Genomic DNA, 22,962 nt, shown 5'->3' with positions numbered 1-22,962 from the left:
CATCCTATGCCGCTGATCATCCCCAAGACCTTACCCGCCTTTGACGCCCTGTATGAAGAAAACGTCTTTGTCATGCACCGGGAGCGGGCGCTGGCGCAGCATATCCGTCCGCTGGAAATTCTGATCCTGAACCTGATGCCCACTAAGATCGCCACCGAGACCCAGATCGCCCGGCTGCTGGCCAACACCCCGCTGCAGGTGCACATGACCCTGCTGCAAACTGCCAGCCACTCTGCCACCCATGTGTCGGCTGCCCACCTTGAGGCCTTTTACAAGACCTTTGACGAGGTAAAGAACAACCGCTACGATGGCATGATCATCACCGGCGCGCCGGTGGAGACCATGGATTTTGAGCAGGTGGACTACTGGAACGAACTGTGCGAGATCATGGACTTCAGCGAAACGAACGTCTACTCCACCCTCCATGTCTGCTGGGGCGCACAGGCCGGGCTTTACTACCACTACGGCGTGCGCAAGCAGCTGCTGCCGGAAAAGATGTTCGGCGTGTTCGAGCACCGGGTCACCCGCCCGGCAAACCCGCTGGTGCGCGGTTTTGATGAGGTGTTCTACGCCCCCCACAGCCGCCACACCGGCATCTGCCGGGAGGATGTGGACAACTGCGCCGCACTGCGCATTCTGGCCGAGAGCGACGCCGCCGGACCCTTCCTCATGAGCACCGAGAACGGGCGGCAGATCTTTGTTACCGGTCACCCGGAGTACGATAAGTATACGCTGGATGCCGAGTATAAGCGGGACGTAGCCAAGGGCCTGCCCATCCATGTGCCCGTCAACTATTACCCGGATGACGACCCCGCAAAGCCGCCGCTGTTCCGCTGGCGCGCCCACGCCCACCTGCTGTATGAAAACTGGCTGAACTATTACGTCTACCAGAACACTCCCTATGATCTGGGAGATATCCAACGGGTAAAACACGAGAAATAAATAACAAAAAGGACTGCTGCGAAACAGCGTCAACGAAAAATGTAAAAAAGCTGAGCACCTGATCTTTCACAGGTGCTCAGCTTTTTTTACCCTTTTTTGAGAAGCTGTCTTGGAGCTTTCAATATTTTGAAGGTATGCTATTCTGCGGCAGCCCTCCGCCGGATGTTTTTACCCTCTGGGGTGGCCAGTATATGTCAGCGCTACGGTGTCGGGGCCGGTGTTGGCAGAGACCACGCCGCCCAGCTCAAACACGGCCAGCGGCGGCTTGCCAAAGGCCTTGCGGCAGGCCTTTTCCAGATCAGCGGCCTGCGGGATGTTGGTGTGGCCGATCATATACTCAAAATCCTCCACATCCCCGGCGCGCTTCTGGCACAGATCCACCATGGCGGGCACGACTTTTTCATCGCCGCGCACCTTGGCCTCTACCTTGGTCTTGCCGTCGATCAGGGTAATGATGGGGCGGATGCCCATCAGTTCGCCCATGACGGCTGCTGCGGCAGAGATGCGGCCGCTCTTTTTCATCTGCCTCAGGCTGTAAGGCCCCAGCACGACCTCCATGCAGTTCATCTGCTGTTCAAATTCGTGGATGACGTGGCGGATCTCTGCGCCGTTCTGCAGTTTGCGTGCCATCTCGCACAGATACCAGCCGAACACCATAGAATAGGTGTGGGGGTCCAGCAAGTGGATGTTCAGATGGTGCTCCGGGCGCTCCTCCCGCAACATCCCCTGTGCCATCAGGGCGTTGTTATAGGTGGAGGAACCGGATTTGTTGATGGGTACATGGATGACATCCGTGTAGCCCTCGTCCACATACTGGCAGTATTTTTCACAGAACTGGATGGGTGTGATGGCGGCGGTAGAGGGCACACCCTTTGCCGCGCGCATTTTATCGTAGAATTCGGTGTTGGTGCAGTCCACACGCTCAACGTAGTCCACATCATCCAGCAGGATGTGGAAGCTCATGATATCAATGCCGTACTTTTCGGCCATCTCCTGCGGGATATCGCAGGAGGAATCGGTCAGGATCGCGATTTTGCTCATAATTTCCCTCATTTCCATTCATAATCTCGTAGGTGGCCGTGGTCCAGCAGCTCCGGAAAATCCCACTGCCGCAGCACCTCGTACACGCCCACCGCCACGCTGTTGGAAAGGTTCAGGCTGCGGCAGGTGTCCCGCATGGGCATCCGAATGCAGTGCTCCTGATTTTCCGCAAGCAGTGCTTCCGGCAGGCCGGCATCCTCGCGCCCGAACACCAGATAAGCCCCGTCCGGGTACTGTACATCGGTGTAGCGCTGGGGTGCCTTGGTGGTAAAGTAATAGTAAGGGCCGTTGTTGCGGGCAAAAAAGTCCGCAAGGCCATCGTAGTAGGTAATGTCCAGATAGTGCCAGTAGTCCAGCCCGGCGTGTTTGAGCTTTTTGTCGTCAATGGCAAAACCCATGGGGCCTACCAGATGCAGACGGCAGGCGGTGCAGGCACAGGTACGCGCCACGTTGCCGGTGTTCTGGGGGATGCGGGGCTCTACCAGAACGATATTCAAAGTTGGTTTGTCCATCATAAGATGCCCTCCGGTTCCTCCCGCAGGGGACACAGACGGGGCAGCAGCGGCTCGAACCACACGCCGAAGCGGGTGTCCTGCGTGTAGGGCGTGCCCTGAATAGCCAGCGAAACAAACTCTGCAGCGTTATCGGCAGCAGCGCTCAGGGCGTTGCCCTGCAGCAGCGAGCCGATGAGCACTGCGCCGTACAGATCCCCCGTGCCGGGGAAGCTGCGGCTGATATGCAGCTTTTTGATGACGAAGCGGTCTGCGCCGGTACCGGCACAGCCGATGTACTTGCCCAGCGGCAGGCCGGTGACCACCGCGTTGGGGGCCAGCGGCTGCAAAGCATCTGCAAGCGCCTGCGCGGCGGCATCGTCCAGCTGCTCGGTCACGGGCTGCTGCTGCAAAAGCAGCTGTGCTTCGGTGTAGTTGGGCAGGATCAGGTCTGCCGCGCGGCACAGATTGCGGATGCGCTCGATCAGCGCCGGGGTAACAGTGGAATAGGCCTTGCCGTTATCGCCCATCACGGGGTCCACCACCTTGTAGGCGGCAGGCCACAGGGCAAAGGCTTTTTCAGCCAGCGCTACCTGTGCTTCGCCGCCCAGATAGCCGGTATAGATACAATCAAATTGCAGTTCCAGCGCCTGATAGTGCTCCAGCGCGGCCATGCCGTAGGCGCTGCCGTCCATCCGGGCGGGGGTGCCCAGACCGCCGGTGTGGGTGGAAAGCACCACCGTGGGCAGCGCCACCGGCTGGAAGCCCATGACCGACAGCACGGGCAGGATCACTGCAAGGCTGCACCGGCCTATGCCGGACAGATCGTGGATGCAAAGGATCTTTTTTGGTTCAACGGGTTTTTGCAAATAGGAAAACCTCCTTGCTGAAAAGCCGCGCACAGCGGCTTATAAAAAGCATCATAGAACAGTATACCACAAATTGCTGCATAAAAAAAGCGTATACCAGATTCTTTTGCGGAAATAATAGCACTGCAAGCCCTGTCATGACAGGCCGAAAGGAGAAATTCAGGATGAAACAGCGAGAAAATTCCGCCGCAGGCATGGTGGTGGGCATGGCCGCCGGTGCAGTCCTTGGGGCTGCCGGTGCCATGATGGCTACCCAGAGCAAGCGCCAGATGCGCCGCAATGTGCGCAAGGTGATGAAGGGCGCGGAAAATGCAGTGATGCAGCTGGATAAGATGGCCGCCGACTTTGTGGAAAAGCATATCGACTGCTGAACAGCAAAAGCGCCGTCCCGGGTGGAACGGCGCTTTTGTTATCTTGCGTCTTATTTTACCCAGATGCACATCCGGGCGGTGGTGTTGATCTCGCCCAACAGGCTCAGATCCATCTGGATGTTGCAGGTCACGGTCAGCGCCTTATTCACATCGCTGCCGGTCAGCACCGAGGCAGGCAGGTTTTTGATGGTCAGGATGCCGTTGCCCTTTTCGATCTCGCCGGTCAGGGTGCCGGTGTAGGTCACATCGCCGATGGTCAGGCCGGTCAGACAGCCGGTCACATTGAGCTTGGTCACCTGCTTGACGGGCAGCATCAGGGTGTAGGTGCCGTTGGACTGGCGGGCAAGGGTAGCCTCGCGGTCAGAATCAATGCCGGAGTTAGCCATGGATTCCTTATCGGACTTTTCCTTCCAGAATTTGACCCCAACGGGGGTATTCGCGGCGGCAGAAGCGCCCAGTGTGAGCATACAGAACATCAGCAGCGTCAGCAGGGCAGCGCCGGTACGTTTTAAGGCGGTAGTCATGGTTTTATCCTTTCTGCCGCAGCTACGGCATGGTGAAACAGAGTATATAATGCTCCATAAGGTACTGATTTGTCAATACTAACATAGCATGACCGGAGGGCCTTGTCAATGCGCCTTGGCAGTCTTTCACAAAAATGTTTCGAATCCAACACAGAATGTGGAAAATGTGATAAAAAAGGACGCTGCGACAATGCAGCGTCCTTTTGGATGATTACGTTATAGCGGCTCAGACCTCAAAGTTGGGATCGTCCTTCAGCATGTGGATGTTGGACATAAAGGCGCTCTGCTCGGGGTCGGTGAACGTGGCGTCCTTCACATACTTGTTCAGCACAGCAGCGGTGCGCACGGGGTCGGCAATGGTACCGGCACCGCCGATGCAGCCGCCGGGGCAGCCCATGCCCTCCAGCAAGTAGCCGTTGTACTTACCGGCCTTGGCCAGCATCAGCAGCTTCTTGCAGTCGGCCAGACCCTGTGCGGAGGCGATCTTCACCTCCATGTCGGGACGCCATTCCTTGATCTTGTCGGCAACGGCCTTGGCCACGCCGCCGGACTGTGCAAAGCCGCGGCCGGCAGCAGAAGCGTAGCACAGATCCATCTCGGCGGGATCCACTTCCAGATTGTCCAGATCCAGGTCCTTTGCCTCAATGATACCGGCCAGCTCTTCAAAGGTCAGCACGAAGTCCACGTCGGAGCGGACGGTGCGGCGGGAGGCCTCCAGCTTCTTGGCGGCGCAGGGTCCGATGAAGCACATACGGGCATCGGGATCGGCCTGCTTCATCATGCGGGCGGTGAACACCATGGGAGTCATGGTCATGGAGATGTTCTTGGCAAGGCCGGGGAAGGCGGTCTTTGCCATCATGCTCCATGCCGGGCAGCAGGAGGTAGCCATGAAGTCCAGCTTCTCGGGCACTTCCTCAAGGAAGTCGTGTGCCTCGTCCACAGTGCACAGGTCGGCGCCGATGGCAACCTCCACCACGTCGCAGAAGCCGATGGCCTTCAGGGCGGACTTCAGCTTACCGGTGGAAGCCAGAGAGGGGAACTGGTTGATAAAGGCGGGAGCGACCAGCGCATAGATGCGGTCGCCGCGGTTGAAGCCCTGAATGAGCTGATAGATCTGACCCTTGTCGGCAATGGCACCGAAGGGGCAGTTTACCAGACACTGACCGCAGGACACGCACTTGCTGTAATCGATCTCGGCACGGCCCAGCTCGTCAGAGTGGATAGCGCCCATGCCGCAGGCAGCAGCGCAGGGACGCTCGGTCTTGACGATGGCGTTGTAGGGGCAGACGGTGACGCAGCGGCCGCACTTGATGCACTTGTCCTGATCGATGGTGGAGCGGCCGCTCTCCCAAGTAATGGCCTTCTTGGGGCACACTTCCATACAGGGGTGTGCAAGGCAGCCCTGACACAGGTCAGACACCTTGACCAGTTTTTCGGGGCAGCGGTTGCAGGCAAACTTGATCACGTTGACCAGCGGGGGATCATAGTACTTATCGGCGATGGAAGCATCCTCCAGACCGGAGACCACGCTGTTGTGCTCGTCCATGCGGCGGGTGGGCAGACCCATAGCCAGACGCACGCGTTCCTCAACGATGGCGCGCTCCAGGAAGATGTCCTTGCGCAGCTTGCCCTCCTCACCGGGGATGATGGTGTAGGGGATCTTGCGCATCAGGTGGTTGGCCTGCTCGCCCTTGACATTGGCGTAAGCCATGCGGGCGACCTCGGTAAACACCTGACGGCGGATCTGGATGACCGTAGTATTGATTCCTCTGAAACTCATTCCAATCTCTCCTTGCTCAGAAACAGCCAAAAAACGGAGCCGTCTGCCCTGTGTGCAGAGCATAAAAACGGCACTATACGGGCACGGATGGTACCGTGCTGGTTGCTTACAGCACGCCGGACCCGATAAATCCATCTTCATTTTAACATAAAGACGTGCGTATGGAAAGAGCAAAACACAAAATTTGTTAAAAATTTATTGTATTCATGCGGATGCACAGAATGTACAAGTAAAATGAAAAAATTTCAGCAAAGTGCTGCACGCACCCGCTCGCCATCGTAGCGGCCAAGCTTTACCCGCACGATCTGCCCGCTCTCGCAGCCGGGGGCAGAGACCACCACCGGAATGTACAGCCGGGTGTAGCCGGTGAACAGCGTACCGGACAGGGGCGTTTCCAGCAGCACCTCATCCTCGGTGCCCTCAAAGGCGGCCAGTGCCTCGCAGCGCACCTGCTCGGCTATGGCGTTCATGCGGCGGCTGCGCTCCTGCTTTTCCCGCTCGTGGATCTGATCCGGGAAATCATAAGCCGGGGTGCCGCTGCGGCGGGAGTAGGGGAACACATGCACTTTAAGGAAACCGATCTTTTTCAAAAATGCGCAGCTCTCCTCAAAGTCCTCTGTCGTCTCGCCGGGGAAGCCGCAGATGCAGTCGGTGGTAAAGCTGACCGGGCGGCTGCCGTAGGCGGCGCGGATCTGCTCTACCACCTGTGCGTACTCCTGCGCGGTGTACACCCGGCGCATCCGGCGCAGGGTGGCGGTGCAGCCGCTCTGCAAACTCAGGTGGAACTGGGGGCAAAGCTTGTCCACCGCTGCCAAGCGGGAGATGAATTCCGGGGTGAGCATATCGGGGTCAAGGCTGCCCAGACGAATGCGCTCGATGCCCGGCACCTGTGCGCACTTTTCCACCAGCTCCACAAGGTTTGTGCCGGTGTCCAGCCCGTAGCTGGGCAGGGAGATGGCGCTGAGCACCACCTCGCGGTAGCCCGCAGCGGCCAGCTGGTGCAGCTCGGCCAGAATGCTCTCCTCGGCGCGGCTGCGCACCGGCCCGCGGGCGCGGGGGATGACGCAGTAGGCGCACTGCCGGTTGCAGCCGTCCTCTACCTTGATAAAGGCGCGGGTGTGGGTCTCGAACCGTTCCACCGGCAGCTCCTCGAACTGCTCGCCGCGCTGGTGCGGGGCAATGGCTACGATGCGCTCGTGGCCGTCCAGCAGCTTTTGTACGTTCTCCAAGATGGCCTTGCGGTCGCCGTTGCCGCACACAAGGTCGGCCTCCATGAACTGTGCGGCCTCCTCCGGGAAGGCCTGCGGGTAGCAGCCGGTCAGCACCGTCACCGCACCGGGGTTTTCGCGCTTTTTGCGGCGCAGCCACTTGCGGCTCTTCTGGTCGCCGAAGTTGGTCACGGTGCAGCTGTTCACAATGAACACATCCGCTGCTTCGCCTTCCTGCGCAATGGTAAAGCCGTTGGCGCGGAACAGCTGTTCCAGCGCACCGGTCTCGTTCAGGTTGACCTTGCAGCCGAGGGTATAAAAACAAACTCGCATGGGGAACGATCCTTTCGATAAAAACGGGGGTGTTTTGCATTTCTTCTCATTATATAACAGAAGCCCACCGGGGTGCAAGACTGTTTTTGCACGGAGACACCGGTCTTTTGCAGTGCGTCAAAACAAAAAGGGACGCGAAAAATCTCGCGTCCCAAAGCTGCAGGAAGGAATGACGAGCCGTTAGCTGTTTTTCAGGGTAACGAACAGATAATCGGTCTCCTTGCCGTCCAGTGTATCGGTCTTGCGCTCAATGAAATCGACCTCGTACATAGACAGGGGAAGCTGACGTCTCACAAAAGCGTTGATGGCGTTCTCCTGGGCGTCCGGCTTCAGGCTGGCCACGACAGAAAACTGCTTGGTGTCCAGAGCCTTCTGGATATCTTTACCGATCACGGTAGCAGAGAACCGGACGGGCAGCATGAGCTGACCGGAGCAGCCGGTGAACAGGGCGGCACCTGCAACAGCAGCAGCGGACAGACCGGCGATCTTTATAAAGTTACGGCGAGAAAGATTCATAATGAGACCCTCCTTGTGATTGCATGATTGTATGAAACTGGGCTTGCTCCCTTCTGGGAACAGTTCAATTTTACAAGTTTTGCCGTGAAAAGTCAAGGGACAGGTACCAAAGTTAACAGAAAACGAACACAATATGAAAAATAGTACGGCAAAATTGACGAGCGGCATGCCTGAAAAGACCACTGCATACAGTAGCAGCAAGAGACTTCGCACGGGGAGGGACGGAAATGGAACGGAGAAATCTGGCGCTGCTGTGCGCGGGGGTGGTCTGCTTCTGGCTGTTTGCGCTGGCCTTCGGCACGGCGCAGGGCAGGGGACTGCGCATCCAACCGGCGGTGCAAACGCAGGCGGAACCGGCAGCACAGACCCTGACGGTCACCCCGCCGCAGCTTACCCTGCCCTGCCGCGCGGCGATCCTTATCGACCAGACCAGCGGCGCGGTGCTTTACGAGATGAACGCTGACCAGACCATGCCCATCGCCTCCATTACCAAGGTGATGACCCTGCTGCTCACCTTTGAGGCGGTGCACGCCGGGCGGCTGACCATGGACACCGCCGTGCCGGTTAGTGAGCACGCCTACCACATGGGCGGCAGTCAGATCTGGCTGGAGCCCGGGGAGCAGTTCACGCTGGACGAGATGCTCAAGGCCATCTGTGTGTCCTCTGCCAACGATGCAGCAGTGGCGGTGGCAGAGCTTGTGGGCGGCAGCGAGCCTGCCTTTGTGCAGCAGATGAACGCCCGCGCCGCAGAGCTGGGCATGGAGCACACCACCTTCCGCAACGCCTGCGGGCTGGACACAGAAGGGCATCTTTCCACCGCAAGGGATGTAGCCATCATGAGCCGCACCATCCTGAACACCTGCCCGGAGGTGCTGCACTATACCGGCATCTGGACGGACACTTTGCGGGGCGGGCAGACCCAGCTGGTGAACACCAATAAGCTGCTGCGGCGTTACAACGGAATCACCGGGCTCAAGACCGGCACCACCGGCGGAGCGGGCGTGTGCATTACCGCCAGCGCCACCCGGGACGGGCTGAATCTCATCGCGGTGGTGCTGGGTGCACCCTCCAGCAAGGAACGGTTCGAAGCCGCCACCACCCTGCTGGACTACGGCTTTGCGGCCTACCGTGCCGCACCGGTGCCCCTGCCGCAGGAGCGCCCGCTGCAATTAAAGGTAAAGGGCAGCACCGAGGAGACCGTGCCGCTGGATTACGCCGCTCTGCCGCAGACCGCGTTGCTGCCCGCCGAAAGCGCCGGACAGCTGACCGTGCAGCTGGAACTGCCCGACACGCTGGAAGCCCCGGTGACCCGGGGGCAGACGGTGGGCAAGGCACAGTTGCTGTGCGGCGAAGCAGTACAGGGGGAGTACCCGGTGTGCGCCGCCGCCGATGCGCCTCGCATGGATTTTGACACCGCCTTGCAGCTGCTGTGGGACAGCCTGCGGGGGGCAGCAGCCTGACCCTGTGCCGAAAAAGGCGCTTCAGCGCACAAAAGTGCACCGGACGCCCGGCGGGACTGTTGGATACCTGAACAAATCTGGATGAAGAAACAAAAAAACACTATTAAAATTGTATGAAATCTAAGGAATTTGACCTTGACTTTACCCGGAGGGAACGGTACACTTATACCAAGATATTTCCTCGCAGGGCAAAGGCCCGGCAGATCGTTTGGAGGTTTTAATAAAATGAGTGTCGCACTGAACACGAAACACCTCTCCAGCTTCATCAGCGAAGAGGAATATGCAGCCATCTACCCGCAGGTAGAAGCCGCCCACAAGCAGCTGGAAGCCAAGAACGGCCCCGGCAGCGATTTTCTGGGCTGGATGACCCTGCCCCGGGATTACGACAAGGAAGAGTTCGCCCGCATCAAGGCAGCCGCTGCCAAGATCCGCGAGGACTCCGACGTTCTGGTGGTGGCCGGTATTGGCGGCAGCTATCTGGGCGCACGCGCTGTTGTGGAGGCCGTTAAGGGTATGTACCACAACGAGCTGGAGGATGGTCTGAAGATCTACTTCTGCGGCAACAGCATCAGCCCCACCTACCTGAACAATATCATCAGCCTGTGCAAGGGCAAGCGCTTCTCTATCAACGTCATCTCCAAGTCCGGCACCACCACCGAGACCTCTCTGGCCTTCCGTGTGCTGCGCGAGCTGCTGGAAAAGGAGATGGGCGTGGAGGAAGCCAACAAGCGCATCTACGCCACCACCGACCGTGCCAAGGGCACTTTGAAGCAGCTGGCTGACGCACAGGGCTGGCCTACCTTTGTAGTTCCCGATGATGTGGGCGGCCGCTACTCCGTGCTGAGCGCCGTGGGTCTGCTGCCCATCGCCGCTGCCGGCATCGACATCGACGCTCTGATGCAGGGCGCTGCCGATGCTATGGAGCGCTTCTCCGTGCTGAGCCCCGATAACGATGCTTACAAGTACGCCGCCATCCGCAACATCCTGTACCGCAAGGGCAAGGCTGTGGAGATCCTGGAGTGCTACGAGCCGGACTTCACCCTGATGAACGAGTGGTACAAGCAGCTGTTCGGCGAGAGCGAGGGCAAGGACAACAAGGGCCTGTTCCCCGCAAGCTGCATCTTCTCCACCGACCTGCACTCTATGGGTCAGTTCATTCAGGAAGGCGCCCGCATTATGTTCGAGACCATCGTGGACGTGAAGAAGCCCGCGCAGGATCTGTTCATCGACCAGCTGGAGGGCAACTTTGACGGCCTGAACTTCCTTGCAAACCAGAACATGAGCGTGGTCAACCGCAAGGCCATGGAGGGCACCATTCTGGCACACACCGACGGCGGCGTGCCCGAAGTGCTGATCGAGGTGGACGACCTGTCTGCTTATAATGTGGGCTACCTGATCTATTTCTTCTGGCGTGCCTGCGCCTGCAGCGGCTACCTGCTGAGCGTGAACCCCTTCAACCAGCCCGGCGTGGAAAGCTACAAGAAGAATATGTTTGCCCTGCTGGGCAAGCCCGGCTACGAGGGCCTGACCGCAGAGCTGGAAGCAAAGCTGAAGTAAAAGCCGAACGTAAAAAAAGATCTCCCGCCGCAAGGCGTGGAAAATACAGGAGGACTGAACTATGATTAAACTGATTGTTGGTACCAAGGGCTCCGGCAAGACCAAGGCTATGATCGACCAGATCAACGACGCGGTCAAGACCTCCAAAGGCAATGTTGTTGTTGTGGAAAAGGGCATGAAGCTCACCTACGACATCGCTCCTGCAGCACGTCTGATCGATCTGGACGAGTACAAGATCTCCGGCGGCGAAATGCTGTACGGCTTTGTGGCCGGCCTGATGGCAAGCAACTACGACATCACCGACCTGTACATTGACGGCATCCTGAAGGTGCTGGATCACGATATCAACCGTCTGGGCGTTGTGCTGGATGAGATGGCAGCCATTGCCGGCGACAGCGTGAAGGTCACCGTGACCGTCAGCGCAGACGAGGCCGCACTGCCCCACGATGTGAAGAAGTACCTGTAATTTGATAAAAGAACAGGGCTAAAAGCTTTTCCAACAGGCAGAAGACCGGAGAAAAATAAATTTTTTCGGTTTTCTGCCTGTTTTGGTGTTGACAAAGGGTTGCTTTGGCGCTATACTAACAAAGCAGCCTTTTCAGAGGTGTACTATGCAATTTGACCTGAGAAAGTTTATCACGACCGGCGTAAAACCGTACCATGCAGAGTTTCAGTGTGATTTATCTGCGTACGATTATGCCGGTGCAAGGATCCCGCAGCCGGTCACAGCCGTCTTTGACGCGCAGACCGATGGCGACGAGGTCCAGATAACATTGCGGGCAAAGGCATTGGTGCACGGAGAGTGCGCCCGCTGTTTGGACCCGGTCACCCGGGAAGAGACAGTCGATACGGAGTGGATCGTCAAGGAGCGGGATCTGGATGACCCGGATTTCGATCTTCCGCTGGATGAAAAAGGACACTTGGACGTGGACGAATGGCTCAATCAGGAGTTCATGTTCCAGATCCCCACGGTGCTGCTTTGCAGCCCCGACTGCGCCGGGCTTTGCCCGCAGTGCGGTAAGAAAAAGGCGGAATGCACCTGCCCACCGGCAGAGCAGACCGATGCCCCCGTAGACACTAGGCTCGCGATCCTTAAATCACTGCTGAACAGATAAACCCATCAAGGAGGTGCAAAAATATGGCAGTACCTAAGAGACATCTTTCCAAGGCCCGCCGCGACAAGCGTCGCAGCAATGTTTGGAAGCTGGAGGCCCCCGCACTGGTGAAGTGCAGCAACTGCGGCTCTCTGAAGCTCCCCCACCAGGCATGTGGCAACTGCGGTTACTACAAGGGCGAGGAAGTCATCAAGAAGGCCTAATTTGCGCGTAATTGGTGGCATAATGGTGTTATGTACAGAAGGGGAGGGCGCAAAGCCTTCCCCTTCTTGTTCTTTAGAGGAGGTGGATGCAGATGGCGATACGGATCGAGCAGGTAGATGCCGGCAGCGAAGCCGAAGCTCTTGGCCTTGCCCCCGGTGACGAGCTGCTGAGCGTGGACGACAACGAGCTGAACGACACGCTGGACTACGATTTTTATACCGACAGCAGCAGCTTCCACCTGAAAGCCCGGGTAGCAGACGGCATCCGGGAGTGGGAAGTACAGCGGCCGCAGCGCGGTCCCTTTGGCTGCGGGTTCAAGACCTATCTGGGCGATGCAAAGCATTCCTGCTCCAACCACTGTATGTTCTGCTTCATCGACCAGCTGCCCCCGGGCATGCGCGAGAGCCTGTATTTCAAGGATGATGACGAGCGGCTGAGCTTTTTGTTCGGCAACTACATCACCATGACCAATATGCAGGATCACGAGATCGACCGCATCATCAAGATGCACATCTCCCCTATCAATATCTCGGTGCACACAACCAACCCTCAGCTGCGGGTGCGGATGCTGGCCAATAAGCGCGGCGGCGAGGTGCTCAAGTACCTGCCCCGGCTGGTGGAGGGCGGCATTGCCGTCAACTGTCAGCTGGTGCTTTGCCGCGGCGTGAACGACGGCGACGAGCTGCGCCGCACCCTTGCCGACCTGCTGGAACTGACCCCCATGGTGCAAAGCATTGCTGCCGTGCCCTGCGGCATTACGGATTACCGCAAAAATCTGTACCCGCAGGTGCCCTACGATGCAAAGACCAGCGCCGAGGTCATCGACATTATGGAAGAGTTCGGCGATGAGTGCAAGCGCCGCCACGGCAAGCGCATCATCTACCCCAGCGATGAATGGTATCTCAAGGCAGGCCGTCCCATCCCTGCGCCGGAGTTCTACGAGGACTACGACCAGCTGGAAAACGGCGTGGGCATGATGCGCCTGTTCGAGGAAGAATTTCTGGCCGAGCTGGACAAGCCCCACCGGGTCTACGGCACCAAGGAGCTGGATGTGGTCACCGGCACCATGGCAGCGCCCCTCATCACACGCATGATGGAGGAGCTGCACCGCCAGTACCCCATGATCACCGTGCACGTCCACACCATCCAGAACCGCTTTTTCGGCGGCAATGTTGGGGTGACCGGCCTGATCACTGCCACCGATATCATTGCCCAGTGCGCAGGCAAACTTGCCACAAAAACGCTGGGCATCCCGGCTGTGATGCTGCGGGAGGAAAAAGATACCTTCCTTGACGATATCACGGTGGAGCAGCTGGGGCAGCAGCTGGGCGTAAAGGTGGAGGTTCTGCCCACAGCAGGCGGGGACGAAGCCCGCGCCCTGCTGCGCAGCGGCCTGCACATTGCCCGCAGAAGAAAGAGCGGCAGCTGATAACGCCATTTTTATTGTATTTTACCCCTTTTAAGAAAGGAGGAGACCCCATGAGCAAACCGATCGTAGCAGTGGTGGGCCGCCCCAACGTGGGCAAATCCACCCTGTTCAACAAGCTGTGCGGCCAGCGCCTTGCCATTGTGGAGGATACCCCGGGCATTACCCGCGACCGCATTTTTGCCAACTGCGAGTGGAACGGCCACGAGTTTTTGCTGGTGGACACCGGCGGCATTGAGCCCAAGGCCACCGAGGGCATTCTGGCCCATATGCGTGAGCAGGCACAGATCGCCATCGACACCGCCGACTGCATCATCATGGTCACGGACGTGCGCAACGGCCTGACCGCAGCCGACGAGGACGTGGCGCATATGCTGCGCCGCAGCCACAAGCCCATCATTCTTGCCGTGAACAAGTGCGACAAGGTGGGCGAAGCTCCCATGGAGCTGTACGAGTTCTACAACCTCGGCTTTGACGAGGTGATGCCCATTTCTTCCGTGCACGGTCACGGCACAGGCGACCTGCTGGATGCAGTGTGTGCACATCTGGACTTCAGTGAGACCGTGGTGGAGGAGGACCGCATCCCCGTTGCCATCATCGGCCGTCCCAACGTGGGCAAGTCCAGCCTGACCAACCGCATTCTAGGCGAGAACCGCATGATCGTGGCTAATGAAGCCGGCACCACCCGCGATGCCATCGACACCCCGGTGGACAACGCCTACGGCAAGTTCATCTTTACCGATACCGCCGGTCTGCGCAAGCGCAGCAACATCAGCGATGGTCTGGAGCGCTACATGGTGGTGCGCGCACTGGCTGCTGTAGAGCGCAGCCGCGTGGCGCTGATCCTTGTGGATGCCACTGTCGGTTTTACCGAGCAGGACAGCAAGGTGGCTGGCTACGCCCACGAGCAGGGCAAGGCCTGCATCATTGTGGTGAACAAGTGGGATGCCGTGGAAGGCAAGGAGACCAATACCATGGAACTGCAGCGCCGCGGCTATGCCGAGTGCTTCAGCTTTATGGGCTACGCACCCATCATCTTCATCTCTGCCCAGACCGGCTACAACGTGAACAAGCTGATGCAGCTGATCCGGGATGTGGACGCCGAGAACGGTGCCCGCGTACCCACCGGTGTGCTGAACGAGATGCTTGCCCGCGCTACCGCCCGGATGCAGCCCCCCAGCGACAAGGGCCGCCGCCTGAAGATCTACTACCTGACGCAGGTCTCTACCCGTCCCCCCACGTTCGTGGCCTTCGTGAACGCAAAGCACCTGTTCCACTTCAGCTATCAGCGGTATCTCATCAACCAGATCCGCGAAAACTTTGGTCTGGAGCATACGCCCATTCGTCTGGTCGTGCGGGAGCGCGGCTCCGGCGAGGTGGGTGCCAAGGACGTATAACACGTCAGGAGGGCTCAGATGATGGAATCTGTTCTCATCGCTGCGGTGTCCGCCGTGCAGGCATACCTGCTGGGCAGCATCGACACCGGTATCCTCGTCAGCAAGTTTTTGTACCACGATGATGTGCGCAAGTACGGCAGCGGCGCTGCCGGCATGACCAATATGCTGCGCACCTTCGGCAAAAAGGCAGCGGCACTTACCGCTTTCGGCGATGTGCTCAAGGGCGTGCTGGCTGTGTGCATCGGCCGCTGGCTGTTCACCCTGATGCCGGAGAGTACCACGCTCTCGCCGTATCTTGCGGTGTATCTTGCCGCCATCTTTGCCATTATCGGCCACTTGAAGCCCCTGTATTTCGGCTTTAAGGGCGGCAAGGGCGTACTGGTGGCGGGTGGTACCATTCTGGCCATCCAGCCGGTGCTGATCCCCTTTCTGGCGGTCATCTTTCTGGCCTGCCTGCTGCCCACGGGCATGGTATCGCTGGGCAGCGTGACCATGGCGGCACTCTACCCGGTGCTCACCATCTTGTACGGTGTGTTCCGGGGCTACTCCGCCGCCGATCTTACCGTGTGTGCCATCGGCTCGGTGATCATGGGCGCGATGGTCATTTATATGCACCGCTCCAACATCCAGCGCATCCGCGAGGGCAAGGAGTACCGCTTTGGCCGTCACGGCAAAAAGTAACAGAAAATAGTAAACCACCCCGCAGCAGCCGTTCACCGGCCGCTGCGGGGTGGTTTTTGTATATGCTTATTCCTTTGTCTCGGTCTCTTCCTCAGGCTTTGCTTCGGAATGCCGCCGACGGAACCAGTCGGCGGGGATGCCGCTCTGGGCGGGGGTAAGATCCGGCGCAGGATGACCGTCCGGCAGGTGTGCGCCAAAGGCCGGGACAAAGAAGAACTTGCGCACAATGAAGATCAGCGCAATCGCGCCAACGCTGAGCAGGTTCTCCACGGCGGAATCGTGTCCCACCACCAGATGGCGGGCAATGGCGTACAGCAGCACCTCAAGGCTGCTGCCGGGGCTGTGCTTGGCCAGCATCTTGATGAACTCAATGCCGATCACAATGTCCAAGCTGCGCTCCAGAAAGGTGCGGATCTCTGCCTCGTTGCCATCGAACAGCAGGCCGGGCATCCAGCGGATCAGGGGCACAACGCTGAGCAGCAGACCAATCAGCACCAGCCCGGATAACAGCACTTCCAGCAGACTGGAAGCCTGAATAATGCGGTTGCGCAGGGAGGTACGCCAGTGGCTTTCTACCGGGTGAGAGGGATGTTCCATAGTAAGACCTTCCTTTCGGCATTCTGCTGCATAAAGATCGACAAAATCCTGCCTTTATTGTAGCAGACGAGAGAAGGTCTGTCAATTTCAATCCACGATGGTGACGGTGGTCTGCGGGCCGACGGCCACATAGCCGGACTTTTTGATGCAGTCCTGCCCGGCGTCGGTATCCAGCCAGTCGTACAGACGGCGCTCCGGGCTGTCGGCGGCGGCATCTGGGTGGATGACGGCGTAGAAATCGTTGCACAGGGGGTAGCTGCCGTCGGCAAGAGTGTCGTTGCTGGGGGTCACACCGTCCACCGCCAGCAGCCGCAGCCCGGGCTTGGAATACATCTGGTCGATGTAGTAATACACGGAGAAACCGATGGCGTTGGCGCTGTTGTTGTAATCGGCAATGCTGTCCACCAGCTCGCCCATGGCGGCAGGTGCCAGCTCAGAGGGTGGGGTCATCAACTCTCCGCCCTGAATGAGCAGCTTTTTGAACAGGGTCTGGCTGCCGGAGTCCTCGCCGCGCTGGAAGGCAACGATTTCCTGATCCTTGCCGCCTACATCCTTCCAGTTGGTGATCTTCCCGGCGTAGATGTCCCGCAGCTGCTGCTGGCTAAGCGCCTGCACGGGGTTATCCTCGTTGACGATGAACACCAGCGCGTCCACCCCGATGGGTTTCTGCTCCAGCTCCACATTGGCCTTTTGCAGCTCTTCCTTTACATAGTCCGGCGCTTCGTACACCACCAGCATCCGGGTGGTGGTGTCGTACAGGCCAAAGTTTTCCCATGCGTAGGCGGTGGTGCTTACCGTAATGCTGCTGCGGGCTTCCTCCAAGTCCATGCCGGTGGTATCGGCCAGCATCTGCGCCATCAGCGGAATGCAGGCGGTGCTGCCGTCCAGCGGGGGAAACTCCGCTTCGGTCAGGAACGGCTCAGGCTGCTGCACAGTCGAGGACGCTGCAGAGGACGCGGGCGGCTCTGCGGCAGAGGAAGCGGTGCTGCCGGAGGGCGCATCCGTGCCCTTGCAGGCGGTCAGCACCCCGGCGGCGGAGCAGGCAGCTAGCCCCAGCAGAAAACTGCGGCGGGAAATTTTAGCGTTTTTCATAAGAAAGCCCTCCTAACTCAATAGCCATAACTCGGTACATCGTCCGCAGTGGCAGACGAGAAAATGCTCTGGCAGTACAGCCAGTTGCCGCTCGTGTCCATCCAGCCCACATAGAAGCCCCGCTGTGCGGCAAACACATGGTCGGGCAGGGCATTCAGACTGTTGGAATAGTACCCGGTGCAGCTGGAAAGTCCCTGCAGCACCACCTTGCCGTCTGCATTCAGCACATCGCATACGCTGCCGTAGGCGCTGCCCGCAGCGGCGCGGCTGCCGTAGAACATGGGTCTGCCGTCGGGGTCGGTGGTCAGGTAGTTGACGTAACTGTACTTGCCCTGCAGGGCGGTCAGGTCGCTGACAAGCCCCTGCGGGCCGTACAGCCGGGTGGCGGTGGTCTCGTAGCGGTCGTTATCCTGCAATTCCAGCCAGACGTAGCCGGTGCCGCAGTTGCTCATCCGTACTCGCTGCTGGTGCTCCACCGGTTCTACGGTGGTGTCGGTCAGCAGCTTGCCGTTGTCCTTACTGTACACCCGCAGACTGCCGTCCAGCGCGTAGACGGCTACGGTGTTGTCGGTGGCGTCCACATCGTACAGCGGGGTCTTTGCGCCTGTCTCCAAATCATAGAGTTCGTAGCCATGGCCCTCGCCGCTGTGCCATGTTACCACATAGCCCGGGAAATACTGGCTGGGCTGCTCGTCAAAGGTGGAGATCAGTCCGCGGTCCTCTGTGGTCATGTCCCGCAGTTCGTACCGGCCGTCACTGGTGGAAAAGCTGGCAAGACCACCCGGATAGACCTGCAAAAAGCCCGTGTACTGCTCGCCGGTCTGGGTGTTGTACAGGATTTGGTCGGTGGTTTCCTCTCCGGTGGCAACGTCCAGCTTCACCCAGTCGCTCAGGGTGTCGCTGTCGTAGAAAAGGCGGTATGCCGAGGCGGCCTCGGCGCGGTAGACGGGGGTGCCGTCCTTCTCCTGCACCACCACCCAGCGGTTCTGCTGGTAGTCGGTATCCCAGTCGTAATCGTCCAGTCCCTCCGGGCGGGCGTAGCAGCTGAACACCAGCTTATCGCCGCATAGGGTGCAGCTGTATGCACCTTCCGGTACCGGCAGCGCTGCGCCGGTGGCAAGGTCGATGACCTGACAGGTGCCATAACCGGACTCCGGGACGTATCCGCCATCGATCAGGCGGCTCTCCTGCAGCACCAGCAGGCCGTTTTGCAGGGTGGCGCTCTGCTCGCCCTCAAAGGACATTACTTCGGTGCCGGTCTTGTCGTACAGGGCGGTGCGGCGTCCGCCCCGGCCGGTGGGGTCGGACCAACTGCGCAGCCAGTAGTCTGCGGTGCCGGTGACACTGTCCTCCACCAGCGAGACGTTCTCACTGCGGGTAGACTGGTGCAGCGGGGTGCTGCCGCACAGGATGGTGGTGCTGCTTCCGGAACGGCTGTCGCAGTACAGCACCCGCAAACGGCTATCGTTCAGCACGGCAGGGTCGTACAGGGGCTTGCCGCTGTCGTCCGTGGGCACAGAAACGGCAGAGCTGGCAGCGCCCGGCACGCCGGTGGCGGGCGGCAGCAGGGCGCAGCCGCAGCCTAAAGTAAGGGCAAGGGCAGCGCAGACCGCCCCGCAGCCGATACGCAAGACAACACGCTTCATAAAAAACACTCCTTTGCAAAAACAGGGAGGAAAATTTTTCCGTTCACTCAGAATACGAAGCAGCCGCATTTTTCATTGCAGGTCTTGCAGAAAAATGCGGCTAAAAACGGTTACAATTGCATTACAGCTGCGCCGGGGCATGGGACGCTTCTGCCTTGTCCATCTGCTCCAGCTGCCGCAGAAAGGCCAGCAAAAAGGGTAGAGAAATGAAGCAGGTGAGCGTATCCGCAATGGGCTGACAAAGCTCCACGCCCACAAGCCCCAGCACCCGGGGAAGTACAAGAATCAACGGGATAAAGCACACGCCCTGCCGGCAGCAGGCCAGAAAGGTGGCACGCCCGGCCTTGCCCACGCTCTGGAAGGTCATGTTGGTCACCACGATCACCGGCTGCAGAAGGATGGCAAAGCACTGGTAGCGGAAGGCGGGCAGCGCCACGGCGGTGACCGCCGGGTCATCCCGGAACAGGCGGATCAGGTTTTCATCGTTCCGCCAGCACACCGCGATCAGCACCACCAGCAGCGCAAAGGCGGCTTTCAGGGTAAAGACGGCGGCCTGCCGCACTCGGTGGTATTTGCGGGCGCCGTAGTTGAAGGACGCCACCGGCTGCAAGCCCTGTCCCACGCCGATGGCCACTGAGAGGATGAACATAAAAATGCGGGACACAATGCTCATGCCCGCCACGGCGGCATCGCCGTAGCTGCGGGCGGCAATGTTCAGCAGCATCCCGCCGATGCTGTTCAGCCCCTGACGGCCAAAGCTGGGCGCGCCGCCTGCAAGGATCTGCAAAAACTCGCGCGGCTCCCGGGTGACGGCAGAAAGCCGGAACTGGCTGACCGTTTTGCCCCGCAGGAACATATACAGCAGAATGCCAAAGCTGATGGTCTGACTGAGGGCAGTGGCGATCCCGGCACCGGCAGTGCCCAGCCCTAAAGCGAACATGAACAGCGGGTCCAGTGCAATGTTCAGCAGTCCGCCGGTGACCAGCCCGACCATGGCAAGGTTTGCTTTGCCCTCATACCGCAGGATGTTGTTCATCACCAGACTGGAGATCATCAGCGGTGCGGCAAGCAGGATGGGCCGGGCGTAGGCGCAGGCGTGGGGCAGAATGGTTTTGGTACTGCCCAGCAGCATCATAAAGTCCGGCAGGGTGGCAAGGCCGACCACCGCCAGCACTACGCCAAAGGCCAGCGCCGTAAAAAAGCTGGTGGAAGCAAAGCGGGTGGCGGCGTGGGTATCCTGACTGCCCAAGCGGCGGCTGATGATGGTGCCGGAGCCGTGCCCCAGCATAAAGCCCAGCGCCTGAATGATGGCCATCAGGCTGGAAACGACACCCACCGCGCCGGAAGCGCTGGTGGAGATGCGCCCTACAAAAAAGGTATCGGCCAGATTGTAGATGCTGGTGATCAGCATACTCAAAATCGTGGGCGCGGCAAGGCTGAGGATCAGCCGGGGGATCGGAGTCTCGGTCATTTTATGATACTGCACCGCAGTGCGGTCCTGCTGGGTCATGGGAAAATATCCTCCTTCAAAAACGAGAAAGCCGCCCCTTCCAGAGCGGCAGATAGTCCTGATGAAAACAGTATAACGCAGTTGCGACAAAATGTCGAGAGGGAGTAAAAACGGCCTTTCGCCCCTGCGAAGGGGCGAAAAAGCAGGCGAAAACAGGATGGATTCTATATAAAGTGCTAAAGAATTGTCGAATTGCTTGTGAAAAATCACGATATGTGGTATTCTTTATAAGAAGGAATTGGAAAAATCTGTGCATTTTATGATTGGGAGGGATTTGTACATGAAATCCGTAGCACAAACTGTGATCGAGGCCGACCGCTTTTATACCATTGCCGCTCACACCGGCAATGTCATTCAGGCAGTGGAGGGCAGCAAGGACGGCGGCACTGTCCGTCTGGGCAAGTATGACCACAAGCCCGAACAGGAGTGGAGCTTTGTCCGCGAGGGCGATGGTGTGTACCGCATCCGCAACCGTGCCTCCGGCAAGCTGCTGGATCTGACCATGACCGGCACTGCCAACGGCACATGGCTGCACCTGTGGGAGGACGTGGGCGGCACGTCCCAGATGTGGAAGGTAGAGCACACCCCGGAGGGCACTGTGCGTCTGCGCTCCTCTTGGGCAGGCGGCAAGTGCGTGGACACCGTGGGTATCGGTGCCGAGGTGGGCGCTGTGCTGCAGATCTGGCAGGAAGTGCCCGGCGGTGGCGACCAGCTGTGGGTCATCTCTGAGGTAAAGGACCGCGTAAAGCGTGCTGCTAAGGTCGAGGAAGCACCTGCACCCGCTGCTGAGACTACGGCAGCACAGGCCAAGGAAACCACTTCTGCCCAGAAGCCCGCAGCCCGCAAGCCCCGCACCGCCAAGAAGGTGGAGGAGAAGCCCGCTGCTCCCACCGCAAAGGCCGCAGAACCGGTCAAGGCAGAAAAGCCCGCTGCGAAGAAGGCTGCTAAGGCAAAGGCTGAGCCTGCTGCCCCCGCCGCAGAGGTGAAGGCAGCTCCCGCCGTGGAGACCAAGACCGAGACTGCTGTCCCTGCAACTAAGGCCGCACCTGCTGCGGAAGCTAAGACTGCCCCCGCCGCTGCAAAGCCCAAGGCAAAGCGTGCACCCTGCAAAAAGACCGTAAAGAAGTAAAAAAACTTTTAAACAGCAAAAAAATCGGACAGAGTGCGATCTGTCCGATTTTTTGCGTTTATAGAAGCTTTTTATGCAGCAGGGGAGGTGACAGCATCATCGCTCTGGGCAGCGGTCTGCACGAACTGCACGATGCTCTCGATGGTCTTGCGCAGCTGCACAAGGCTTTCCACGTCAGAGTCCTGCATCCGGGAGGTGGGAGCGGTCACCACGGTCTGGGCGGCAGTCACCGTGCCGGTCAGCTCTGCATGGATGTGGTGGGCGAGCACGTCCAGCAGGATGTGCACCTTGGGGGACAGGGTCTTGAGCAGACCCTGCTTTTCGATGCCCAGAATCAGCTGCGGCGCGTCCTCCCCGGCGGTGAGGTTCGGCAGCTGAAGGTAGAGGTAGCCTTCCTTGGCGTTGGCGGGCTGCACGGTTTTTAGCTGCTTGAGATCCAGCTGGAAGTCATTCACCTGCTGCAAGCCGGTGGCGGCGGGGTCTACCCCCAGCAGGGTAGCCAGCTGGTTTTGGGAAATGTAGCTGCCCAGCGACCAGCCCGGCAGCAGCAGGCTTGCCAGCGGATACTCGGCCACGACCGTGCTGCGCAGCTTGTTGTACAGCTGTCCGGCATCGTACAGGGTCTCTTCCTCGCTGATGTACATCCGGGTCAGAGGGGCATCGTTGACGGTGCTGGTGCCCGTTGGGTACAGCGCAAGCTGCACCGCCCGGGGGGTGTACTGGCCGGTCAGGCTGCCGGTGGTGCCGCCGAACTTGTCCAGCAGGGCGTAAAGAGCAGGGGGCTCGGCCTCGGTGGAGGTGATGGTGTAGTCCAGCGCAAAGCTGGCACCGCTCTGGAATGCCTTGATCTTGCGGCTGACGAAGCTGTACAGCACCGCCGCAGCCACCGCGCACACCAGAACCAGACACAGCAGAACGATCAGCGCCGCCCGCAGACCGGTGTGCTTTTTGTGGGAAGATGCCATGGGAAACCTCTCCTTCCGGTAAAACGTATTTGTTCCAGCATAACGGAACTGCCCGCAAATGTCAAGCGCCGCAAACTGCGGACAAAACAAAAAACCTGAAACATTTCT

General features: G+C 59.2%; 23 protein-coding genes. 11 read left to right on the top strand and 12 right to left on the bottom strand.

Annotated features, from left to right (window positions below):
• The first annotated feature begins 6 nt into the window (after positions 1–6).
• A complete protein-coding gene (gene metA, locus MTP43_RS10360) occupies positions 7–942 on the top strand; it encodes a homoserine O-acetyltransferase MetA (RefSeq protein WP_097782494.1) in 936 nt (311 codons plus the stop codon).
• Positions 943–1,110: 168 nt separating this feature from the next.
• On the opposite strand, the gene MTP43_RS10355 is transcribed toward metA, so the two are convergent.
• The 3 genes from MTP43_RS10355 to MTP43_RS10345 are packed head-to-tail and all read right to left on the bottom strand — an operon-like array spanning position 1,111 to position 3,343.
• The gene (locus tag MTP43_RS10355; protein ID WP_117526775.1) at positions 1,111–2,001 is read right to left on the bottom strand and encodes a DegV family protein; all 891 of its coding nucleotides are present in this window, start codon (positions 1,999–2,001) and stop codon (positions 1,111–1,113) included.
• Complete coding sequence (locus tag MTP43_RS10350) at positions 1,992–2,498, bottom strand: tRNA (cytidine(34)-2'-O)-methyltransferase (RefSeq protein WP_015536909.1); 507 nt, start codon at positions 2,496–2,498, stop codon at positions 1,992–1,994. Before MTP43_RS10350 ends, MTP43_RS10355 begins: the two co-directional genes overlap by 10 nt.
• Positions 2,495–3,343 carry a bifunctional hydroxymethylpyrimidine kinase/phosphomethylpyrimidine kinase gene (locus tag MTP43_RS10345; RefSeq protein WP_249234805.1) on the bottom strand — a complete coding sequence of 283 codons (849 nt, stop codon included), beginning with the start codon at positions 3,341–3,343 and terminating at the stop codon, positions 2,495–2,497. The genes MTP43_RS10350 and MTP43_RS10345 overlap by 4 nt, the downstream gene beginning before the upstream one ends.
• Before the next feature lie 164 nt (positions 3,344–3,507).
• On the opposite strand from MTP43_RS10345, the gene MTP43_RS10340 reads away from it, so the two are divergent.
• Positions 3,508–3,714, top strand: a complete 207-nt coding sequence (locus MTP43_RS10340; protein WP_015536910.1) for a hypothetical protein — start codon at positions 3,508–3,510, stop codon at positions 3,712–3,714.
• A gap of 50 nt (positions 3,715–3,764) precedes the next feature.
• Here MTP43_RS10340 and MTP43_RS10335 read toward each other — a convergent pair whose 3' ends face one another.
• The 4 genes from MTP43_RS10335 to MTP43_RS10320 form a co-directional block, all read right to left on the bottom strand.
• Positions 3,765–4,238, bottom strand: coding sequence for a pilin (locus tag MTP43_RS10335; RefSeq protein WP_249234804.1), 474 nt, complete (start codon positions 4,236–4,238; stop codon positions 3,765–3,767).
• A 226-nt stretch (positions 4,239–4,464) separates the two neighbouring features.
• Positions 4,465–6,018 (bottom strand): 4Fe-4S dicluster domain-containing protein, encoded by a 1,554-nt coding sequence (locus MTP43_RS10330; protein ID WP_015536912.1) that lies wholly within the window; start codon positions 6,016–6,018, stop codon positions 4,465–4,467.
• Positions 6,019–6,263: 245 nt separating this feature from the next.
• A complete protein-coding gene (gene mtaB, locus MTP43_RS10325; protein WP_249234803.1) occupies positions 6,264–7,559 on the bottom strand; it encodes a tRNA (N(6)-L-threonylcarbamoyladenosine(37)-C(2))-methylthiotransferase MtaB in 1,296 nt (431 codons plus the stop codon).
• 180 nt (positions 7,560–7,739) lie between these two features.
• Positions 7,740–8,075: a twin-arginine translocation signal domain-containing protein gene (locus MTP43_RS10320; protein ID WP_170126647.1), complete on the bottom strand. Its 336-nt coding sequence runs from the start codon at positions 8,073–8,075 to the stop codon at positions 7,740–7,742.
• Between the two features lie 227 nt (positions 8,076–8,302).
• Between MTP43_RS10320 and MTP43_RS10315 the strand changes: the two genes are divergently transcribed.
• The 8 genes from MTP43_RS10315 to plsY all read left to right on the top strand — a co-directional run bounded on the left by MTP43_RS10315 (position 8,303) and on the right by plsY (position 15,915).
• The gene (locus MTP43_RS10315; RefSeq protein ID WP_249234802.1) at positions 8,303–9,535 is read left to right on the top strand and encodes a D-alanyl-D-alanine carboxypeptidase family protein; all 1,233 of its coding nucleotides are present in this window, start codon (positions 8,303–8,305) and stop codon (positions 9,533–9,535) included.
• Positions 9,536–9,760: 225 nt separating this feature from the next.
• Positions 9,761–11,092 (top strand): glucose-6-phosphate isomerase, encoded by a 1,332-nt coding sequence (locus tag MTP43_RS10310; protein ID WP_249234801.1) that lies wholly within the window; start codon positions 9,761–9,763, stop codon positions 11,090–11,092.
• Positions 11,093–11,153: 61 nt separating this feature from the next.
• Positions 11,154–11,558, top strand: coding sequence for a hypothetical protein (locus MTP43_RS10305; RefSeq protein ID WP_005944262.1), 405 nt, complete (start codon positions 11,154–11,156; stop codon positions 11,556–11,558).
• Between the two features lie 145 nt (positions 11,559–11,703).
• A complete protein-coding gene (locus MTP43_RS10300; protein ID WP_249234800.1) occupies positions 11,704–12,207 on the top strand; it encodes a YceD family protein in 504 nt (167 codons plus the stop codon).
• 23 nt (positions 12,208–12,230) lie between these two features.
• Positions 12,231–12,410, top strand: a complete 180-nt coding sequence (gene rpmF, locus MTP43_RS10295; RefSeq protein ID WP_005920250.1) for a 50S ribosomal protein L32 — start codon at positions 12,231–12,233, stop codon at positions 12,408–12,410.
• A 92-nt stretch (positions 12,411–12,502) separates the two neighbouring features.
• The gene (locus tag MTP43_RS10290; protein WP_249234799.1) at positions 12,503–13,840 is read left to right on the top strand and encodes a DUF512 domain-containing protein; all 1,338 of its coding nucleotides are present in this window, start codon (positions 12,503–12,505) and stop codon (positions 13,838–13,840) included.
• A gap of 50 nt (positions 13,841–13,890) precedes the next feature.
• Entirely contained in the window at positions 13,891–15,234 is a 1,344-nt protein-coding gene (gene der / locus MTP43_RS10285) for a ribosome biogenesis GTPase Der (RefSeq protein WP_249234798.1), read from the top strand.
• Between the two features lie 18 nt (positions 15,235–15,252).
• On the top strand, positions 15,253–15,915 hold the full coding sequence (gene plsY / locus MTP43_RS10280; protein WP_112090658.1) for a glycerol-3-phosphate 1-O-acyltransferase PlsY: 663 nt from the start codon (positions 15,253–15,255) through the stop codon (positions 15,913–15,915).
• A gap of 66 nt (positions 15,916–15,981) precedes the next feature.
• Here plsY and MTP43_RS10275 read toward each other — a convergent pair whose 3' ends face one another.
• The 4 genes from MTP43_RS10275 to MTP43_RS10260 form a co-directional block, all read right to left on the bottom strand.
• Positions 15,982–16,512: a hypothetical protein gene (locus MTP43_RS10275; protein WP_005920240.1), complete on the bottom strand. Its 531-nt coding sequence runs from the start codon at positions 16,510–16,512 to the stop codon at positions 15,982–15,984.
• Between the two features lie 87 nt (positions 16,513–16,599).
• Positions 16,600–17,604, bottom strand: a complete 1,005-nt coding sequence (locus MTP43_RS10270) for a substrate-binding domain-containing protein (protein ID WP_015536919.1) — start codon at positions 17,602–17,604, stop codon at positions 16,600–16,602.
• 17 nt (positions 17,605–17,621) lie between these two features.
• Positions 17,622–19,250 (bottom strand): DUF5046 domain-containing protein, encoded by a 1,629-nt coding sequence (locus MTP43_RS10265; RefSeq protein ID WP_113620873.1) that lies wholly within the window; start codon positions 19,248–19,250, stop codon positions 17,622–17,624.
• Between the two features lie 121 nt (positions 19,251–19,371).
• Positions 19,372–20,760 (bottom strand): MATE family efflux transporter, encoded by a 1,389-nt coding sequence (locus MTP43_RS10260; protein WP_249234797.1) that lies wholly within the window; start codon positions 20,758–20,760, stop codon positions 19,372–19,374.
• A gap of 280 nt (positions 20,761–21,040) precedes the next feature.
• Here MTP43_RS10260 and MTP43_RS10255 point away from each other — a divergent pair, with 280 nt between their 5' ends.
• On the top strand, positions 21,041–21,889 hold the full coding sequence (locus MTP43_RS10255; RefSeq protein ID WP_249234796.1) for an RICIN domain-containing protein: 849 nt from the start codon (positions 21,041–21,043) through the stop codon (positions 21,887–21,889).
• A 71-nt stretch (positions 21,890–21,960) separates the two neighbouring features.
• Here the strand turns inward: MTP43_RS10255 and MTP43_RS10250 are convergent, their stop codons facing one another.
• Entirely contained in the window at positions 21,961–22,854 is an 894-nt protein-coding gene (locus MTP43_RS10250; RefSeq protein WP_249234795.1) for a hypothetical protein, read from the bottom strand.
• Between the last annotated feature and the right edge of the window lie 108 nt (positions 22,855–22,962).

The sequence above is a fragment of the Faecalibacterium sp. IP-1-18 genome (assembly GCF_023347355.1).
In the GTDB taxonomy this organism is placed as follows: Bacteria; Bacillota; Clostridia; order Oscillospirales; family Ruminococcaceae; genus Faecalibacterium; species Faecalibacterium prausnitzii.
Note: the sequence above shows the minus strand (reverse complement) of the source record. Positions and strands in the feature narration are given on the sequence as shown.

Bases quoted from the DNA above. Each gene is read 5' to 3' on its own strand.
- MTP43_RS10250 (WP_249234795.1), bottom strand. From the start codon at position 22,854: ATGGCATCTTCCCACAAAAAGCACACCGGTCTGCGGGCGGCGCTGATC.
- der (WP_249234798.1), top strand. From the start codon at position 13,891: ATGAGCAAACCGATCGTAGCAGTGGTGGGCCGCCCCAACGTGGGCAAA.
- MTP43_RS10320 (WP_170126647.1), bottom strand. From the start codon at position 8,075: ATGAATCTTTCTCGCCGTAACTTTATAAAGATCGCCGGTCTGTCCGCT.
- MTP43_RS10305 (WP_005944262.1), top strand. From the start codon at position 11,154: ATGATTAAACTGATTGTTGGTACCAAGGGCTCCGGCAAGACCAAGGCT.
- MTP43_RS10275 (WP_005920240.1), bottom strand. From the start codon at position 16,512: ATGGAACATCCCTCTCACCCGGTAGAAAGCCACTGGCGTACCTCCCTG.
- MTP43_RS10350 (WP_015536909.1), bottom strand. From the start codon at position 2,498: ATGATGGACAAACCAACTTTGAATATCGTTCTGGTAGAGCCCCGCATC.
- metA (WP_097782494.1), top strand. From the start codon at position 7: ATGCCGCTGATCATCCCCAAGACCTTACCCGCCTTTGACGCCCTGTAT.
- plsY (WP_112090658.1), top strand. From the start codon at position 15,253: ATGATGGAATCTGTTCTCATCGCTGCGGTGTCCGCCGTGCAGGCATAC.
- MTP43_RS10265 (WP_113620873.1), bottom strand. From the start codon at position 19,250: ATGAAGCGTGTTGTCTTGCGTATCGGCTGCGGGGCGGTCTGCGCTGCC.
- MTP43_RS10300 (WP_249234800.1), top strand. From the start codon at position 11,704: ATGCAATTTGACCTGAGAAAGTTTATCACGACCGGCGTAAAACCGTAC.
- MTP43_RS10355 (WP_117526775.1), bottom strand. From the start codon at position 2,001: ATGGAAATGAGGGAAATTATGAGCAAAATCGCGATCCTGACCGATTCC.
- MTP43_RS10255 (WP_249234796.1), top strand. From the start codon at position 21,041: ATGAAATCCGTAGCACAAACTGTGATCGAGGCCGACCGCTTTTATACC.
- MTP43_RS10340 (WP_015536910.1), top strand. From the start codon at position 3,508: ATGAAACAGCGAGAAAATTCCGCCGCAGGCATGGTGGTGGGCATGGCC.
- MTP43_RS10310 (WP_249234801.1), top strand. From the start codon at position 9,761: ATGAGTGTCGCACTGAACACGAAACACCTCTCCAGCTTCATCAGCGAA.
- MTP43_RS10315 (WP_249234802.1), top strand. From the start codon at position 8,303: ATGGAACGGAGAAATCTGGCGCTGCTGTGCGCGGGGGTGGTCTGCTTC.
- rpmF (WP_005920250.1), top strand. From the start codon at position 12,231: ATGGCAGTACCTAAGAGACATCTTTCCAAGGCCCGCCGCGACAAGCGT.
- MTP43_RS10290 (WP_249234799.1), top strand. From the start codon at position 12,503: ATGGCGATACGGATCGAGCAGGTAGATGCCGGCAGCGAAGCCGAAGCT.
- mtaB (WP_249234803.1), bottom strand. From the start codon at position 7,559: ATGCGAGTTTGTTTTTATACCCTCGGCTGCAAGGTCAACCTGAACGAG.
- MTP43_RS10335 (WP_249234804.1), bottom strand. From the start codon at position 4,238: ATGACTACCGCCTTAAAACGTACCGGCGCTGCCCTGCTGACGCTGCTG.
- MTP43_RS10330 (WP_015536912.1), bottom strand. From the start codon at position 6,018: ATGAGTTTCAGAGGAATCAATACTACGGTCATCCAGATCCGCCGTCAG.
- MTP43_RS10270 (WP_015536919.1), bottom strand. From the start codon at position 17,604: ATGAAAAACGCTAAAATTTCCCGCCGCAGTTTTCTGCTGGGGCTAGCT.
- MTP43_RS10260 (WP_249234797.1), bottom strand. From the start codon at position 20,760: ATGACCCAGCAGGACCGCACTGCGGTGCAGTATCATAAAATGACCGAG.